At 56.4% G+C, this 15717-nt stretch carries 17 protein-coding genes; 6 read left to right on the top strand and 11 right to left on the bottom strand.

What is annotated here, in order from left to right; genetic code table 11:
- Positions 1–42: 42 nt before the first annotated feature.
- Together traL and APH34_RS21795 are read right to left on the bottom strand one after the other, a co-directional pair.
- Positions 43–327: a type IV conjugative transfer system protein TraL gene (gene traL / locus APH34_RS21800; protein WP_016486958.1), complete on the bottom strand. Its 285-nt coding sequence runs from the start codon at positions 325–327 to the stop codon at positions 43–45.
- Complete coding sequence (locus tag APH34_RS21795; RefSeq protein ID WP_023662245.1) at positions 324–935, bottom strand: OmpA family protein; 612 nt, start codon at positions 933–935, stop codon at positions 324–326. Before APH34_RS21795 ends, traL begins: the two co-directional genes overlap by 4 nt.
- Positions 936–1157: 222 nt before the next feature.
- Between APH34_RS21795 and APH34_RS21790 the strand changes: the two genes are divergently transcribed.
- From APH34_RS21790 to APH34_RS21775, 4 genes are all read left to right on the top strand, one after another.
- Positions 1158–2036, top strand: coding sequence for a hypothetical protein (locus APH34_RS21790; protein ID WP_023662246.1), 879 nt, complete (start codon positions 1158–1160; stop codon positions 2034–2036).
- Positions 2037–2101: 65 nt separating this feature from the next.
- Positions 2102–3862, top strand: a complete 1761-nt coding sequence (locus tag APH34_RS21785) for a type IV secretory system conjugative DNA transfer family protein (RefSeq protein ID WP_028699870.1) — start codon at positions 2102–2104, stop codon at positions 3860–3862.
- The gene (locus APH34_RS21780) at positions 3855–5129 is read left to right on the top strand and encodes a hypothetical protein (protein WP_054902899.1); all 1275 of its coding nucleotides are present in this window, start codon (positions 3855–3857) and stop codon (positions 5127–5129) included. Before APH34_RS21785 ends, APH34_RS21780 begins: the two co-directional genes overlap by 8 nt.
- Before the next feature lie 11 nt (positions 5130–5140).
- Positions 5141–6046 (top strand): hypothetical protein, encoded by a 906-nt coding sequence (locus APH34_RS21775; protein ID WP_016486953.1) that lies wholly within the window; start codon positions 5141–5143, stop codon positions 6044–6046.
- A gap of 90 nt (positions 6047–6136) precedes the next feature.
- Here the strand turns inward: APH34_RS21775 and APH34_RS29335 are convergent, their stop codons facing one another.
- The 4 genes from APH34_RS29335 to ligA form a co-directional block, all read right to left on the bottom strand.
- Positions 6137–6610, bottom strand: a complete 474-nt coding sequence (locus APH34_RS29335) for a hypothetical protein (protein WP_128637251.1) — start codon at positions 6608–6610, stop codon at positions 6137–6139.
- Positions 6611–6918: 308 nt separating this feature from the next.
- Entirely contained in the window at positions 6919–7419 is a 501-nt protein-coding gene (locus tag APH34_RS21770) for a DUF882 domain-containing protein (RefSeq protein ID WP_223817438.1), read from the bottom strand.
- Positions 7420–7614: 195 nt separating this feature from the next.
- Positions 7615–8682 (bottom strand): toprim domain-containing protein, encoded by a 1068-nt coding sequence (locus APH34_RS21765; RefSeq protein WP_023662249.1) that lies wholly within the window; start codon positions 8680–8682, stop codon positions 7615–7617.
- A 60-nt stretch (positions 8683–8742) separates the two neighbouring features.
- The gene (ligA, locus tag APH34_RS21760) at positions 8743–10749 is read right to left on the bottom strand and encodes an NAD-dependent DNA ligase LigA (RefSeq protein WP_023662250.1); all 2007 of its coding nucleotides are present in this window, start codon (positions 10747–10749) and stop codon (positions 8743–8745) included.
- Positions 10750–10869: 120 nt separating this feature from the next.
- Here ligA and APH34_RS21755 point away from each other — a divergent pair, with 120 nt between their 5' ends.
- The gene (locus tag APH34_RS21755) at positions 10870–11766 is read left to right on the top strand and encodes a recombination-associated protein RdgC (RefSeq protein ID WP_023662251.1); all 897 of its coding nucleotides are present in this window, start codon (positions 10870–10872) and stop codon (positions 11764–11766) included.
- 80 nt (positions 11767–11846) lie between these two features.
- A complete protein-coding gene (locus tag APH34_RS21750; RefSeq protein ID WP_023662252.1) occupies positions 11847–12227 on the top strand; it encodes a hypothetical protein in 381 nt (126 codons plus the stop codon).
- Positions 12228–12268: 41 nt separating this feature from the next.
- On the opposite strand, the gene APH34_RS29330 is transcribed toward APH34_RS21750, so the two are convergent.
- The 5 genes from APH34_RS29330 to APH34_RS21730 all read right to left on the bottom strand — a co-directional run.
- Positions 12269–12448, bottom strand: a complete 180-nt coding sequence (locus APH34_RS29330; RefSeq protein WP_156358108.1) for a hypothetical protein — start codon at positions 12446–12448, stop codon at positions 12269–12271.
- Positions 12449–12706: 258 nt separating this feature from the next.
- The gene (gene trbC / locus APH34_RS21745; protein WP_023662254.1) at positions 12707–13438 is read right to left on the bottom strand and encodes a type-F conjugative transfer system pilin assembly protein TrbC; all 732 of its coding nucleotides are present in this window, start codon (positions 13436–13438) and stop codon (positions 12707–12709) included.
- Positions 13386–14423, bottom strand: a complete 1038-nt coding sequence (locus APH34_RS21740) for a TraU family protein (protein ID WP_016486945.1) — start codon at positions 14421–14423, stop codon at positions 13386–13388. The genes trbC and APH34_RS21740 overlap by 53 nt, the downstream gene beginning before the upstream one ends.
- Positions 14420–15118: a type-F conjugative transfer system protein TraW gene (gene traW / locus APH34_RS21735; protein ID WP_023662255.1), complete on the bottom strand. Its 699-nt coding sequence runs from the start codon at positions 15116–15118 to the stop codon at positions 14420–14422. Before traW ends, APH34_RS21740 begins: the two co-directional genes overlap by 4 nt.
- A gap of 35 nt (positions 15119–15153) precedes the next feature.
- On the bottom strand, positions 15154–15717 hold a 564-nt coding region (locus tag APH34_RS21730; RefSeq protein ID WP_054902898.1), incomplete at its 5' end, for a DsbC family protein.

Raw genomic sequence — 15717 nt, 5'->3', positions numbered from 1 at the left:
TACTTGATACATAACGCGTACGAATAAAAGCATGTTAAAGCATTAGTAGAAGTAGTCGCGCTTCAAGGAATCGTCGTAGTGCTTGTTCAGCGGCATAACGCCTGCCCAGTAGCAAAGGTGGCGAAGAACACCATCCAGCGCACCGCTTTTGAACCGCTTGAACCGCTTCACTGCATACCAGCCGCCAGCGAGGGAAGCGATCGTTGCCCAGCCCCCTAGCGCGATGCCTGCGCCCAGGCAGCCAATGAAGATCACCGCTTCATCGATCTCCCAGAAGAGTAATTGCGTCTGGCTGTCTACGTAGCGCGGGATATCGATCTCTTTCACAGAGACTTCTCCGCAGCTTTCACGATGTCGACCTCAACCCGACGGTTCAACGAACTGTCGGAATTCGAAACTGGGTCGCGCTTGCCCCGGCCGTAAACCTTGATGCTTTGCTTCTTAACACCTTGCCGGATCAGGTAGCGCGCAGCTTCGATTGCCCGGCTCTCGGACAGGTGCTGGTTGTAAATCGCCTCACCCACTTCGTCCGCATAACCGATCAGGGTAATGGTGCTACCGATGCGGAGAGCGTCAGCGATCACGTTTGTCAGCGGCCACCAACCGGTTGGTTTGGTTTTGTCGAAGTCGAAATAGAGCGTGGTCCGTGTGTGACGTGCTTCCTCGGCGATCCTTGCATCCTCTGCATCGAGCAGAGCCTCTTCTGCCGGCATCAGAGCGCGAGGCTTAGCTGGCTCAGTCACGGTCCAGATTGGGCGTTCGGCTTTCTGCTGGGTGTCACGAATAGATTCAACGAGCGCGTGACCTGCATGCGCGGGTTCAATCGCAACGCCGTAGCTATCGGGAACCACTACCTGTCGCACATCAACGGCACCTGCGGTGCTTGCTGAGAGCGCAAGCGATGCAAGCAGAATGGCTCTGTTCAAGGTGTTCATAGGATACTCGTTGGTTTTGATTGCGAAATAACACGTAGCGATAATACAGTCAGGATGCTTTTTGTTGCAACAGTCTGTTGTGGCGCCTAAAATATAGTGACGTGTTACGTATTGCAATCGCTTTTGATGCGTTAGACGTCTAACCCGCCCCACCTTATCAGCAGCTGTGCTTCATACCTCTGCATTAGGTATTCCCTCTTTGCAGAGTCGTAGGAGTCAAAAATGCAAACCAGAACAGAAGCAGCATCCCACCAAAGTCAGGCCAACGGCGATTCGCTGTGGGTCGGCCAGGGCCAAGCCGCGGCTTCTATCGGCCTGGAGGTGTGGAAAAAGGTAGAGGTAACCGACCCTGATGAGACCAAGTCATTCAACAAGGGGGGGTTCCAAGGGACCGCGATTGCACCCATCTACCAGGTCAAACGTGCCACTGAGGCCTTCGGGCCGATTGGTCTTGGCTGGGGTGTCGAGCTGATCAGCGAAGCGTACATCGACGGGAAGCCGTTCGTAGTGGATGGCCAAGTAGTTGGCAAAGAGGTCATTCACAAAGTCTACGTAGAGCTGTGGTATCTGCAGCACGGTTTCCGCGGCTCAGTGAAGCAGTTCGGAGCGACCGTCTACATCACCCGAGATGCCTTCGGAATCATCTCTAGTGATGAGGACCACGCCAAGAAGAGCTTTACGGACGCGACCTCGAAATGCCTGTCGTTGCTCGGCTTCAGTGCTGATGTCTTCACTGGCAAGTTTGATGACTCGAAATACGTCGAAGGCCTGCGGGCGGACAAGCAGCAAGGACAGGCAAGCGATGCAACTGCAGGTACGACCACCCCGGACGGGGCTGGCCAGTCGGACACCCAGGAGCAGGCAACTTCGCAACCTCCCGAGAAGACTCGGTATCAGAAGTACAAGGACCAACTGACACATATTGAACAAACGGGTCAGACCGTGAAAGACGTTCGTGGTACGCGGGAAGTCATCGCGCAGGACAAGCTCCTGTCGCAGATGGAAATCCAAACGCTCTTGCAATCGCCACTGTTGCGCTTACCAGCAGATGAGCATGACCAAGCCAATGCGCAGACTGATAAGTCGAGCGTGTTTCTCTAACCCCCACAACCCGAGTGCCTCACGGCGCCCGGGTTTTTTTTGTGCGTAGCTAAAGGCTCACCTCCATGAGTATGGATCAGATACTTCGCTCGAAAATTGGCGGCTTCAAAGACACTCTGGCACTGAGCTCGATCGGTGCTGGAGGTCTTTTGACATCGCCTTTCTTCAGCTCAGTGCCGGCCACCCTCCCCCTCGCCATGGGCGCTGCGGGTGCGGCATACATGGGCAACCGTGTCTTTGATTTCTGGAAAAACCAGCTCCTCCTTGAGTCGAAGATCAATATCCGTTCGGCTACCGACCTGGCGAACGGTGATGGCTTGCTGCTTGGCTTCACCACTGACACAGGCCAGCCTGTACGTGTCCCTGATGAAGACTTCATGCGACATGGTTTTATCCTGGGCCAGTCGGGCGTCGGTAAAACTGTCTTGGGTAAGCTGATGATGTTCCAGCAGATCCAGCGTGGCGGAGGTCTGACGTTCATCGACGGCAAGATGAACGCGGACGACATTCAAACGATCTACCAATACTGTTGCTGGGCGGGCCGCGAGCAGGACCTTTTGATCCTTAACCCGGGCAACCCATCGCTCAGTAACACCTACAACCCAATTCTGCGTGGTGACCCTGATGAGGTCGCCGCTCGCATCCTGTCGATCATCCCGTCCACCGAAAATAACCCTGGCGCTGACCACTACAAACAGTCGGCGAACCAAGGCATCACTACCCTCGTAGCGGCAATGCAAGCTGCAGGCCTCGCCTACAACTTCATCGACTTCACCATCCTGTTGATGAACCACAAAGCGATCGAGGAGCTGGAAACACTGCTGAAGAAGTCCCAGCCACACAACCCAGCCACCAAAAACCTTTCCCTGTTCCTTGAGCAGTACAAGGTTGGTGGAAAGCCGGGCATGGAGAACATGGTCGACATCAAGCGGATGAAGGAGACCTTCGGTGGTCTTGGCGGCCGGATGTACATGTTCGGTACGGGAAAATTCGGTGATGTGATGAACACCTATGCCCCGGAGATCGATCTGTTCGAAGCTATTCGGGCGAAGAAGATCATCTATGTCGCGCTCCCAACGATGGGTAAAAACGAAGCTGCCGCCAACTTCGGCAAAATGTTCCTCGGTGACATGCGGACGGCCATCTCATGGATCCAGGCGCTGCCAGAAGAAGAGCGCCCTAACCCCCCGCATTTCAATTTCATGGATGAGCTGGGTAGCTACGCTGTTCAATCCTTGGCTCGTCCCTTCGAGCAGGGGCGAAGCGCACAGATGGCGCTGTTCCCTGCCGCCCAGACCTTGGCCAACCTGGATGTGGTTTCCCCTGACTTCAAAGAGATGGTCATCGGTAACACCTGGACCAAGATCTTTTTCAAGATCGGTACTCAGGCGACAGCCGTCGAGTGTGCAGACCTGATCGGTATGAAGATCGGCGTCACGAAGTCATTGAGTGGCACACAGAATGAGAGCAGCAGCACGCCGCTTCTCAATGTGGCACCAGAGGGTGGCACCGGGGCCGCCGCGGGCATGTCGATCGGCGAGCGTGAGCAAGAGGAATACAAAGTCTCGCCGGATGACCTCAAAGCGCTCGGCAAGGGCGAATGCATCATCCAGTACGGCGGCGATCAGATCTTCAACGTTCGGGTACCGATGATCAGCATCGACCGGAAGCTGCAGAAGGAAATCGGCCCCATCCGAATTAATCACTTCCGCAGGGCGCCCGTGAAGGGCGCAGATTTCTTCAAGAACAGCGACAAGTACCTCGGTGGCAGCGGTCTGCCCACTGGCGGGCGGAAAAAACCACAGGAGCAGTTGAGAGATGAATAGCCTCACGTCAAAGGGCGGTGATGTTGTGCCCGGGCATACCCTTGTGCTCGATGAACATTCCGAAGGTCAGGGGCAACTGATCAGGGCGGTGATTCGGAGTCGAATTACTGCCGGCGCTGCCGTCTTCGTGGTTGGGGCGTCGATCGACGAATCACTGCTGGCAACCATGATCAGCGCCAGCACAGCCGTTGGCCGGGGTGCCGATCTACTCATCGTAAACCCTAGCAGTCCGGCGTTGAGCCACACCTACAATCCGGTGCTGCACACTGCTCCAACCAAGGTTGCCAGCCATGTCTTGAATTTCCTCGCGGATAAGGACGCGACGGGCGCATACAGTTCAGCTCCAAGTGCAGCGCTCGTTCGAGCGATTGTGTCCTCGCTGCAGCTTGCTGGCCTGCCCTACTCGTACCTTGATCTCGGCATGTTCGTGATGAAGCCAGACGCTATCGAAGCGCTGGAGGAGTATATGGCCTCGGCATTCCCCCATTCAGTTCAGCTGGGAGCCCTTCAGCAGGCCTGCAAAGCTTTCCAGGACGCAGCCGGTGATATCTGTGTGGAAAAGCTGAAAGGAAGCTTCTCGGGGCTCGCTGGGAGCTTGTGCATGCTCGGCGCCGGTAGAGCGGGTGAAGTGTTCAACAGCTATCACCCAGACGTGGTGCTACATGGGGCTCTGGTAACGCGGAAGATCGTGTATCTCGCAATTCCCTACATTGGCCGAGGCCGAGCTGCGTCAAACCTTCGCCGCATTGTGATCTCGAATTTGGCGGATGCCGTAGCGCGTTCGATTGGTGAGCCTTCCGATCCCACTGCGCTGGCGGTGTTCACTGATCCTGGTGGTTGCAATGACCCCAGCATCGAGCAGTTGCTCTCGCCAGAGACTGAACAGGTATTGAGCGTTTGGGTTGCGGCTGGGTCGCTTGACGATCTTGGGCGTGAGTCTTTGGACCTTCGCGAGGCTTGTCTGAGCCGGGCGCGCAACGTGGTGCTTTTTAAACCCCAATCCGATGCGACGGCACAGGTCTACTCCCAGCTGTTGGCGACTGAATCGGAACAGGTCCAGAGCGAGGGGAAACTGATTCAAAAACTGAGCTCGATGACCAGCACTGACTACGCAATTGTTTCCGGTGAAAACCAGGTTATTTGGGCACATGTAGCTGCCCCGGGCGAAGAGAGGGTCACCACCAGTGCGGACATCAGAAGGCCTACCAGACGCCTGCATGCCCGGGTAGCCGGCGCAGACCAATTCACGCAAACAGTTCCGGTTTAAGGGTGGGGCCAATGAACGAATTCACTGATATGCAACTGGGCAACGAGGAAGAAAATGATGTCTTCGGATCTGAGCTTCTATCTGACGATTCTGGCGGTCTTTCTGATCCTAGCGATGTTCGTAACTGGCTTGAGAGCTTTGATAGCGCCAATCTTTTCGAAGGTCTTGACGCCTTCGATCTTGATGGCGCTGCAGACGACGCTCAAGTGGATTTTCTGGGGGCTGACGAAACTGTGGTCGAGTCATATCCTTTTGCTGAAGAACTTGGGCTCGCCGCACTCAATAATCTATCCAACACTGGAGCGCAAAGACGAAAACTGAGGAAGGATGAGCTGCGCCGGCTTGATGAGGAGGATTTCGAGGATGGGGTTGCGCGCCTTGCTTTCCGCATCATCAAGGCCAACGTCGAGGCCTTGTTCGCGAAAAAGCTTCCAACCGAGGTGTATGTCACTGCGGCGCAGTGGGTATTTGGACCGACCCTTGGAGACTGGGCATTTGACAAGTGCTGTGAAGTGCTCGGCGCTCGCAAGGATGTCATCCGCTTGCGGATCCACTACGAATTCTGGCTACGCTGGTATGTGTTCCCGGTCGAGTTCCCTTTCATGATCGACCCCGTGCCCGAAGCTGTTGCAGATGAGATCTTCATTCTGGCCGGTAATGAGGGGTTCGATCTTGCTCGGGTAGCATGGGGGCAGCCCGGCATCCGATCTGCAGAGCTCCTGGCTCAGGCGTCCCAGGGCAATGTCACTGAGGCCTATCGTTCGGCTCTGGAGAGACTTTGTGATCGGTACATGCTGAGTCAGCAGAATGATTGTTGGTACCTCACTGGCCGTAACCCAGCACTGAGGGCCGTGGACCTGGCTCTGTTGCCCCACAAGCCCTTGGTTAACCAGATCTCCTGGTCCAGCATGTTCTAAGCAGGCTCATGGCAACCAGGCTCTCCTTTGAGCGAGAGCCTGGTGATATTGCACTCCACTTGGCCACATGTCTCCAAATCAGTAACCTGGCTATTGAAGAGGCAGCGCGTAACCTAAGAACACCGCATTGCACCCCTTAGCTCTAGTGCTGAGTGTTGCTTCACCCATGTTGCAAGGCTCATCACCTTTGTAAATTCTGACTCCATGGGGAATCGGGCTCTTTGAGAGATAACCAATGCTCTCCATTGATCCATTTTTATGGTTGGAATCCGGGCTGACCATTTTGTTATTTACTGTGTCGTTTCCCGCGAAAACCTCTATGTAATTAGCGGCAGGAGTGGCGCTTGCGTCGTCGATCGTATATCCAATTTTTTTAGTGGCACATCCCTTATGCTTTTCATACGTTGTGACTTCGCCGTTATTGCAGGGAGCATCTCCAACATAGAGCAGAGTTTTTCTGTCTGACTCAGTCAACTCACTCGCATCTTTGGCAGCAACGCCAGCGGTAATGCTTGAAAACAATACAAACGATAAAGCTGCACTTGCCATTTTGAGGCTTATCATTGCATTTCTCCAAATAAATTATGAGCCGGCTTTCTAGTCTAAATATCAGCGCTACGCGCTAATTACGATAGTTGAAGGGGGAGACTTCTGCTGGTCGGCCGCCACTGGCGAGCCGCTAAATCGGGGCGCTGCTACCTTAACTGCAACCCTTCCAGCGCCTGCTGGCGTATCTCGTGTCAACGGTTCTGCAAACCCGGTCACAGGGACTATCCACTTAGTCAAGCAGCAGACTGAAAAGCATGGCGGTCAAATCGAATTCAAACAGGTGGTCAGGTCAGGTCAGTGCAATCACCCACCTGGGGACTTCCCTACCCCCGCCAGACCCTCAAATTTCCGTCGTCAACATGGATGAAGCCCTGGCCTGGGTACACACCCACACCGCCACCCTCAAGGTATAGGGCTAGTCGTCGGAGGTAGTCTACCGGGACGCCTGGCACCGTCAGATCGCAGGCGCCACCTCTTAGGTGGGCTGAGTGTTTTTTGCCACCCACTTTCTGGTTGGTCGACTCTTCGCGATACCCTGAAAGTACAATGATGGGTTTCGTGATTCCGTGGATTTTGAACCAGCCTTGAATCCCAGCGAGAATGTCCAAAAGCACAGGCGACATTTGCACTGCTCTGCCGGTGTGAACATCACGCATGAGCCGGCACACGGGGTCATAGCCGGACCAAATGAGTCTGCCGTTCCAATAGACCTTGTCGACCTCTTCCCATTGCCCGGGTTTGACCTCACGCTTCAGCCAGAGGCGTCTCGGCTGATCCCAGAAGGTGCTGGCGCTTGAGAGCAGTGGTGTTGAGGTGGCGGCCAAGCCGAGGGCATAGTGCAGGAATGATCGACGGTCCAAGGCAGAGCTCCACTAACAGTGAAGCGGAGTTTATCACTGCGCATATCGTATGTGTACGTGTTGAGAATTTACAGATTATGCTAGAGCTGCCTTCGAGTCGCCTCACTGATCACTACACTGCGAGCATAAAAAAACCCGGCATGAGCCGGGTTTGGTGGGTTAGTTTAAGAGCCCTCGCATGTGCTTGAGCTGCTCGTTTAAATCGCCGACCCTGTTGGGTGGATTGAAGGTTCCAAGCTTGACTTCCAGGGCCTCTAGCACTGGCTTGAGGTTCTCCGCGGCCTTGAAGCCTGGTTTGTCAGGATCCAGAGCCTGAAGCACGTTTTTCTTGGCCATCATGTTGAACCAATCAGGTTCCCAGTTCTCGCATCCAGGTAGCGCGAAGATGGTACGTTTGGAGCCCATTTCGACTGCAGACAACATGTCGATCGGCCCTTCTACGATCATGAACTCACTATCAGAGCCTTCCCAAATCCAAGGAGATTTCCCGCCATAGCGCATGGCCTTCTTCTCCCCTTCTTTGGGCTCACGCATGAGCCGGAACTCTGCAGCACAGTGCGATTGCGACCGGAACCACAATGGGCGAAATGCACAGGCTGGCGCCTTCTTTTCGGGGTTCCACAGACCCGCTTTCACCATCAGTTCCTGCCCTGCGACTTCGGTTAAGAACTCCTTGGCCTCCATAGGGTTGTTTGGGATGGTGATCAGGATGCCTCGGTTGCAAGCCTCACGGGCCACTCCCTCGGAAATCCCACGGCCAGCAAAGTACTTGAGAGCGTCTTTCGACGGATATGTGCGAGCTTCTGCTACGCGTTGCAATACGAGCGCGAGTGCACTGTCATCACGTTGGATAGCGTCCATAGGCTTGGGTGGAATGTAGTGCTTGAGCAGTTCCACATCGGCGCCCATTAGGTCCAGGCCAGCTTCACGGTGGGACTTCTCCCAGTAAAAAGCTGCTGCAGCGACTACATCACCTTGTTCGCCGCACGAGTAACACAGCCACCCACCGTTCTTCACGCTGACTTTCACCGAGTGAATGGAAGAAGCTCCACACCCGGGGTTTGGACAGATGTTGTATCGAATTGCACCTGCTGATGGTCTCGCTCTCGCACCGAGCATGTGCTCGAAGAACCAGTCGAGCGGGACATTATCTCGCACATACTCAAAGTCGACTTCATAGGCGACTCCATTAGCATCGCGCTTGTAGGGTCCATTAGTTACTGACATTTTCTGGTTCTCCAGATGAAATCTTAATGCTCTGTGATGCTTTACGCCGGCCTGTAATCCTCACCCAGCGACAGTGGCCAGCAGCCGGGCTTCATCCCAGACGTCAATGTCTAGATCCCGGGCAGCTTCGAGTTTCGAGCCCGCTGCTTCGCCAGCAACGACAAAGCTGGTTTTGCTGGAGACCTTGCTGGAAACCTTGCCTCCTGCCCCTTCGACCAGGGCCTTGGCAGCCTCTCTGCTCAGGGTGGGGAAAGTGCCGGTGAGGACGACGATCATCCCCTTCAATGAGGCGCCACCGATGGCAGTGAAGTCATTGGGTGTGGTGATCAACGCAAGTCGGTCCGCCTCAGCACCGAGTGTCGAATCCTCAAAGAATCGGGTGATGTTGGTGGCGGTACCGTCCCCCACATCGGCGGTGGCCAGCAGTTGCGCGTACGTCGCGGCCCGGAATGCTGACCAGGACCCGAACTGCGCCGCCAGCGCTTTACTTGTGGCTTCGCCCACGCCCTCGATCCCCAGCGAGAAGATGAAACGTGGGAGGTCGGGCGACATCGAGCCTTCAATGCCCGCGATGAGGTTTTTTGCGGAGACCGGCCCAAAACCGGGCAGCGCTGCGACGGCCTTGTCGTTCAGGCTGTACAAATCAGATGGCATGCTGATCAGGCCGGCGGAGATCAGGGTTGAGACCGACTTGTCGCCCAGGTTGTCGATGTTCATCCCCAGTCGAGATGCGAAATGAGCGAGTTTGCCCTGCTTCTGTGCTGGACATTTGATTCCACCAGGGCAATGCAGCTCCACGGCGCCCTGCAGGCGCACCAGATGACTACCACACGAAGGGCACGCCGACGGCATCAAATAGCGGGAGAGGAATTCATCGCCGGCCGAGGGCACTGTACGGACTATCTCCGGTACCACATCCCCCGCTCGACGAACGATGACCTTACTACCTACCATGATGCCCTTGGCCTCGATCTGATCGGCGTTATGGAGGGTGGCACTGGAGACAACGACGCCACCGACTCGCACTGGCTTGATCTTCGCCACGGGGGTAGCAGGACCAGTCCGGCCGATCTGCACCACGATGTCTTCGACGACGGAGACGGCTTCTTCTGCCGGATACTTGAACGCGATGGCGAACCGTGGTGTTCGATTGTTCCAACCCAGCTGCTCTTGGTCAGCAAGGGAGTTGACCTTGAAGACGACGCCGTCGATAGCGACCGGGAGGTTGGAGCGATTCGAACCTACCTCATCGAAGAATGCCTTGATGCCTTCCCAGCCACGGACAACGGCCGTTTCCGGTGCAACGCTAAAGCCGAGAGTCCTCAGGCCTTCGATGATCTCCGATTGTTTGGTTGCCTTGAACGCAGCCGTGCCGTCGAGCTCCTGGGCACCATAGGCGTAGAACGACAGACGCCTGGAGGCAGTTACCTTCGGGTCTAGCTGGCGCATGCTGCCGGCTGCGCCGTTGCGGGGGTTAGCCAGTGGTTTCAGGCCCATGCTCTTGAGGCGTTCGTTCACGATTTCAAAATCGCGATTCAACATCACGACTTCGCCACGTACCTCAAGGTCGATGGGCGTAGGAAGCCTCAGCGGCAAATTCAGAATGGTTTTGGCCTGTGCTGTCACGTCCTCGCCGGTCGTACCATCACCTCGCGTGACTGCGCGAACAAAGACCCCTGCCACGTAGCGAGTCGACAGCGCCAGGCCGTCGTACTTGAGCTCCGCGGTCATCTCGATATCCGCCGGCTGTGAGAGCTCGTCCACTACAGCGCTTGCGAATGCCCTGGCCTCCTCCTCGTCCATGGCGTCTTTGAGCGACAGCATCGGCACATCGTGTTGAGCTTGCTCGAAATCATCGAGTACCCCACCGCCGACCCGCTGCGTCGGAGAGTCTGGGGCAGCGAGAGCTGGGTGCGCTGCTTCCAGTTGCTCCAGTTCACGAAACAGGAGGTTGTATTCCCCGTCCGGGATCAGGGGGGCATCGAGTCGGTGGTACGCATCCATGTGTTCAGCGACCTCTGCGCGGAGTTGAAGAACGCGTTGCTCAACCTGGGCGAATTCAGACATGGTTTTTCCACTGGCAGGATAGGTGTGTGCATGATAATAAATCTGACAGTATTATGCGTACATGTTTATTTCGCGCACCAAATCGTGCTGGTAGCAAGCCGGCCAGGAGTGAGTTGCATCATGTTCTCGAACCTTCACCTCTACCGGATTACCGAACCCTGGAGCTTGGCGCCTGCCGAACTTGCGAAGCGCCTGGAAAAAAGGGCATTCACGCCCTGCGCAGGCAGTGTCACCAAAACTCAGGGGTGGGTAGAACCGCGAGTAGGGGGCGGCCTTGTGCTGGAGGTGCAGAAGCAGATACTTCTGACACTGTGCTTTGAAGAGAAGAAAATCCCCGAGCCGGTGTTGCAGCGACACGTGGCAAAGAAGGCTGCGAAGATGCTTTCCGAAAAGGGCTACAAGCCAAGCCGAGACCAGCTCAAGGCCATGAAGGAAGAGGCGTTTATCGAACTTCTGCCCAGGGCATTCGAGGCACAGAGCACGGAGAAGGTATGGATCGACACTGCGGCCGGCCTGATCGGCATTGACTGCAGCTCACCGGCGAAAGCCGATGATGTCGTTACTCAAATCCATGATGCGATTGGCATACCCGCATCGCTGATCCGAACAGCGATGGACCCCTCCTCAGCGATGGCCACCTGGTTGATGAACAACGAGTCTCCCGACGAATTCACGGTCGACCGCGAGGTCAACCTGCAGGGGCTGGACCTTGAAAAATCCAAGGTCGGCTACGCCTCGATCAGCCTGGAGCGCGAAGAGATCCGACAGCACTTGCTCGAAGGTCGGCGCCCCGTACGGCTGGCCATGACATTCAATGAAGAGGTGTCCTTCATCCTGACCGACAAGTCGACCCTCAAGCGCATCGTATTCCTGGAGAGCGTGAACAAAGAAATTCCCGATGAGGAGGATGAAGAAGCTGCCTTTGGCGCGATGTTCGTGACTTACGTCGGCGTGCTGTCAAAGCTCGTGCCCGCACTCATGGAAGCTCTGGGCGGTGAGGAGTCCGCACAAGGGTAATCAGATTTGTAGTCGCGTGATGTGCATTACCGGGTACTAGGCGAACGCAAGGCTTAGCCACTCACCCCGGGAGAATGACCATGAAACTGACTATCGATACCGATGTTTGCAAACGCAAAGTTCAAGCTCTGTCGCTTGAGCTCGCTCTGTTCATCAGCGCGTGCTGCAATCGCTTGAAACTGATCGTTGAGATTGCTGTGATGCTGGCTAAGGCCGGTTATTTCAGGATGTTCTTTTCGCAGATCTACACCACCAGCAACATCGATGTAGACGGCTTCCGTAACGTGTTCGAGCTCGAAGGGTATCCCAGCGTCACGCCTGGCCATGTGCGTTTGCACTATCGCCAGACGGTAAACGGTCACGAGAAGGCTCGCACCAGCATGCTGGTTACTGTGCAGGAATGGGATGCAGTGGCCCGCCGTGTGGCATTCGGTTCTGGGCGCTTGGCTCAAGCTGATTAACGTTTTACAGCACCCGGCCTCACCTGAGGCCGGGTTTTTTATTACTCGCCGTACAGCGCGTCCCACGCCTCTTGGACTGCTTCGTCCGAGGCGTCGCTGAGCTCATCCAGGCTGACGTCCGCATACCCGCTGGCATGCAGCAGAGCGTCGGCGTTCTGACGGTGAAAGCCCTCGGCAGATTCTGTGAATTTCTTCGCACCGGCCATAGTTCCACGCCTCATAAACCTGCGCGTTCCAGGTGATGCCCTTTTCGACGTGCTCGACCAGGTCGCGGGTCATGACATAGCGCCCCTGGAAGTAGATGCAGGAATTCAACGCGCAAGCTGATAGTTCGCCCGGGCCTTCTCCCCGACGCTTCGCAATCTCCAAATCAGCCCAGGAACTCAGGTTGAGTTTGAAGCCTGGCTCCCAAGCAATGGTGGTCAGTTCGGTTTGCATAGTTTCTCCCGAAGCCCGGCGTGATGCCGGGCTCGATCATGTCAGTGGACGGTGCCAGGGGCTTGTTGTTTGTAGATCTTCTGCAACCTGGCCTCAGCAAGCTTCGCGATCTCAGGCTGCGCACGGAGGCGGATGGTATCCAGGGCCAGCATGGCGCTGATGTCGCCGGTGATCGACGTGAAGGTGGCATCTGGTGAGCAGCCATCGTCCAGAACGGACTCTGCTTCTGCAGAAGCCACAACGAACGTAGGTACCGATTCGACTTTGAAGGCCTTGAACAGATTGGGGTTGATCTCCCACGGCACGCCGGCCTTATTCACTTCCAGCGCAGCCTGTTTGGTCTGCATCTGGGAGCCGTTCTTGAACCCTCTCACGACCATGACGGCACCGGTTTCGCGGGCTTGTTGCGCCAGTCGCTCAAGCTTGTCCTTGGGCATCGAGAACGACACGAAGATGATGAAGTCGTTCGCGCCATGGCCACCCTTGTTCCCGTCCTTGGCAGCGTTGAATCGCGCAATGACGTCGTCGAGCGACTCGGTTTTGGTGGGAGGTGGCGCGTCGATGACCGGTACAGTGGCCTTGAACGTGCCCGCCTTCACTGGGTCAATCTTCCCGTTCAGAGCGGCACTACGAGATGCCGCCTGCTCCTGCATGATCTTCTGGATAGCTTCGTTGGAAGGCATTTCCAGCTGCTGGGACACGGCAGGCCCGGCGAAGAGGCTAGTTGCTAAGAGTAGCGCCGCCGCAGCAGTCGCGTTTACGGAAAATGCCATAGCCAAAGTCCTTGTATCCTGGGAGAGGGAACTCAGTGTTCGATTCGGTCAAAATGGTCGACCGCCCGATAGGGGAGCAGCACTTGCCTGCGATTTTTGCGGTCTCAGGCTTGGGGTAGAGGCGAGTCAGCTTGTACTGCCGCTTGTCCATGATGATCTGCGGGTAGTAGCCGCACATGGCGTCACCCCCCATTGCTGCCCATTGGGTGCCAGCAGCGTGCAGTTTTGCGAGGATGCGCGTGGTTTGCAGCCTGGCGGTTTGCTCCATGCTCAGGTGGGCCTCGTTACGGCCGGTCAACGGGTACATGTGGCCGTACGAGCCGGCGGCCCAGAAGATCGTCGACAGCGGGAAGCCTGCAGACGCTGCAACGGCATCGGCGGACATGGCCCCGATCGCCAGCATGCTCCCGAAGGGGAACGCGTAGGGGGTCAGGATGCCGGCGAGCTCGTCATCGTTGTGGGTGGGGTCCGCGAACGACATCCAGGGCACGTCGATACCGCGGTTGTCCATGCACGTGTCATCCAGGATGGCGCCCATCACATACATGGCCGGGTTGATATAGAAGTTGACCTGCATGAACGAGTCGCGGGTGCTGCCGATGCCGCTGCTCTGATCGTCAGAGATGTAGCCGAAGGCATCTGCGTTCACGCCTACGTTGACCTTCACCCCACCAAGCAAGGGGAAGCATCCCGGTACCGTGGTAACGTCGGTCATCATGTCGAACTCCCAGAACGAGGTGGGAATGCCGACCTTGGGCGGGTTGTCGCACGTGCAGAATGCGCTTTTGTTGCCACTGTCGAAGTCTTCCTGGCCATCGGAGATGAGCTCCGTCGAACCGAAAAGCTTGATCGGGAACATGCAGGACCAGCAGACGTCCGAGATCAGGTTCGGGAATTTACCGGTGCACACGCCTTCTTCAGCAGAGCTGACCGTACTGAGCAGGGTCGTTGCGACAAAGCCCAGGGCCATAAGCAGTTTTTTCATAGCTTCAACTCCTCGATCTGGAGTTCCCTACCCTTTTGGGTCAGGACCGCGGGAACGCGCTCGATCCCGAATTTCTTCGTGAGAATGCCCATCTGGTCGAAGTAGACCGGGCGCCCCCACTCCCGATCGAGCTTCAGGAACGAACCTGCGACCAGTACAACTTTGTCCCGGGGGTGCTCGTCGGTACGCTTCTTGGCGTACTGCAGCTGCTTGGGATCGCGGGCGTCGATGAAGATGATCGCTTTGCTCAGGGTGATGTGGTCCAGCGGATTGATGCGAGTGCCCGCCGGCACCAGGATGTTGCCCAAATGGTCTTTGACGGTTTCAGGGTACGTGTAGGTCGGGTCGTACATCCTGATCTGTGGCTCAACGACGGGGCCAATGCCGGGTAATGGCTTGGGGTTTTCGGCTCCGGCCAACTGCTTGTCGCGGTAGTCGTTCCAGAACTTGTCGAGTTCGCCTTTCTTGTCCATCGCTCTCAACCGACCTTGGATCATGTCGATTGCATCCTGCTCCTGGATCTCCCAGGTGTTTCCGTACTTGCCGAGCTCTTCGGCATGAAGGGTGGATGACGCGAGGTAGAGGGCGGTAAAGAAAGCGGATACGCATAAGCGGCGTAGCTTCATCACAACTCCAATGAGAATGCCCAGCCCGGGGCTCTTGATGATCGGGTGATCAAAAACCAACGTGGCCATCGAAATGGCCACGTGGAGAAGACTGTCGGAGGGGATCAGGAGCCGCCGTTGAGCCAGGCTTCCAGACGTTCGGCCGATACCAGGCCCGGCATTTTCCGCCCGTCTTCGCTCACCATCGCAGGGGTGCCCTGGAAGCCGATGCTTTCGGCCAGCGCGATATTGCGCTCGATTGGGTTGTCGCAATTCTTCGCTGGCGGCTGGGTCCCTTGCGCCAACGCTTCCCATGCAGCAGCACGCCCAGCTTCAGGCAGGCACCAGACCGATTCAGCTTTGGCACGAGCCTGTGGGTGCAGCGACTCCAGCGGATACATGAAGGTGTAAATGGTCACGTTGTCCAACTTGCTGAGGACCTCGGTTTCCAGCTTCTTGCAGTACGGGCAATCCGGGTCGGAGAACAGGTAGAGCTTCCGGGAGCCATCGCCCTTCACGCGGGTGAACGCATCGGCCAGCGGAAACTTCGAGACGTCGATTTTTTCGGCGGCAGCACGCTTGGGCGCCGTCAGGTCCTTGCGGGTCTGCATGTCGTAGATGCTGCCGAACATCAGGTAGCGACCGGAGGAATCGGTGTAGGCAATGTTCTTGCCCATGGTGATCTCGTA

The sequence above is a fragment of the Pseudomonas sp. NBRC 111131 genome (assembly GCF_001320525.1).
Classification (GTDB): domain Bacteria; phylum Pseudomonadota; class Gammaproteobacteria; order Pseudomonadales; family Pseudomonadaceae; genus Aquipseudomonas; species Aquipseudomonas ceruminis.
The sequence above is the reverse complement of the archived record's forward strand: the minus strand, read 5'-3'. Positions and strand labels throughout refer to the sequence as shown.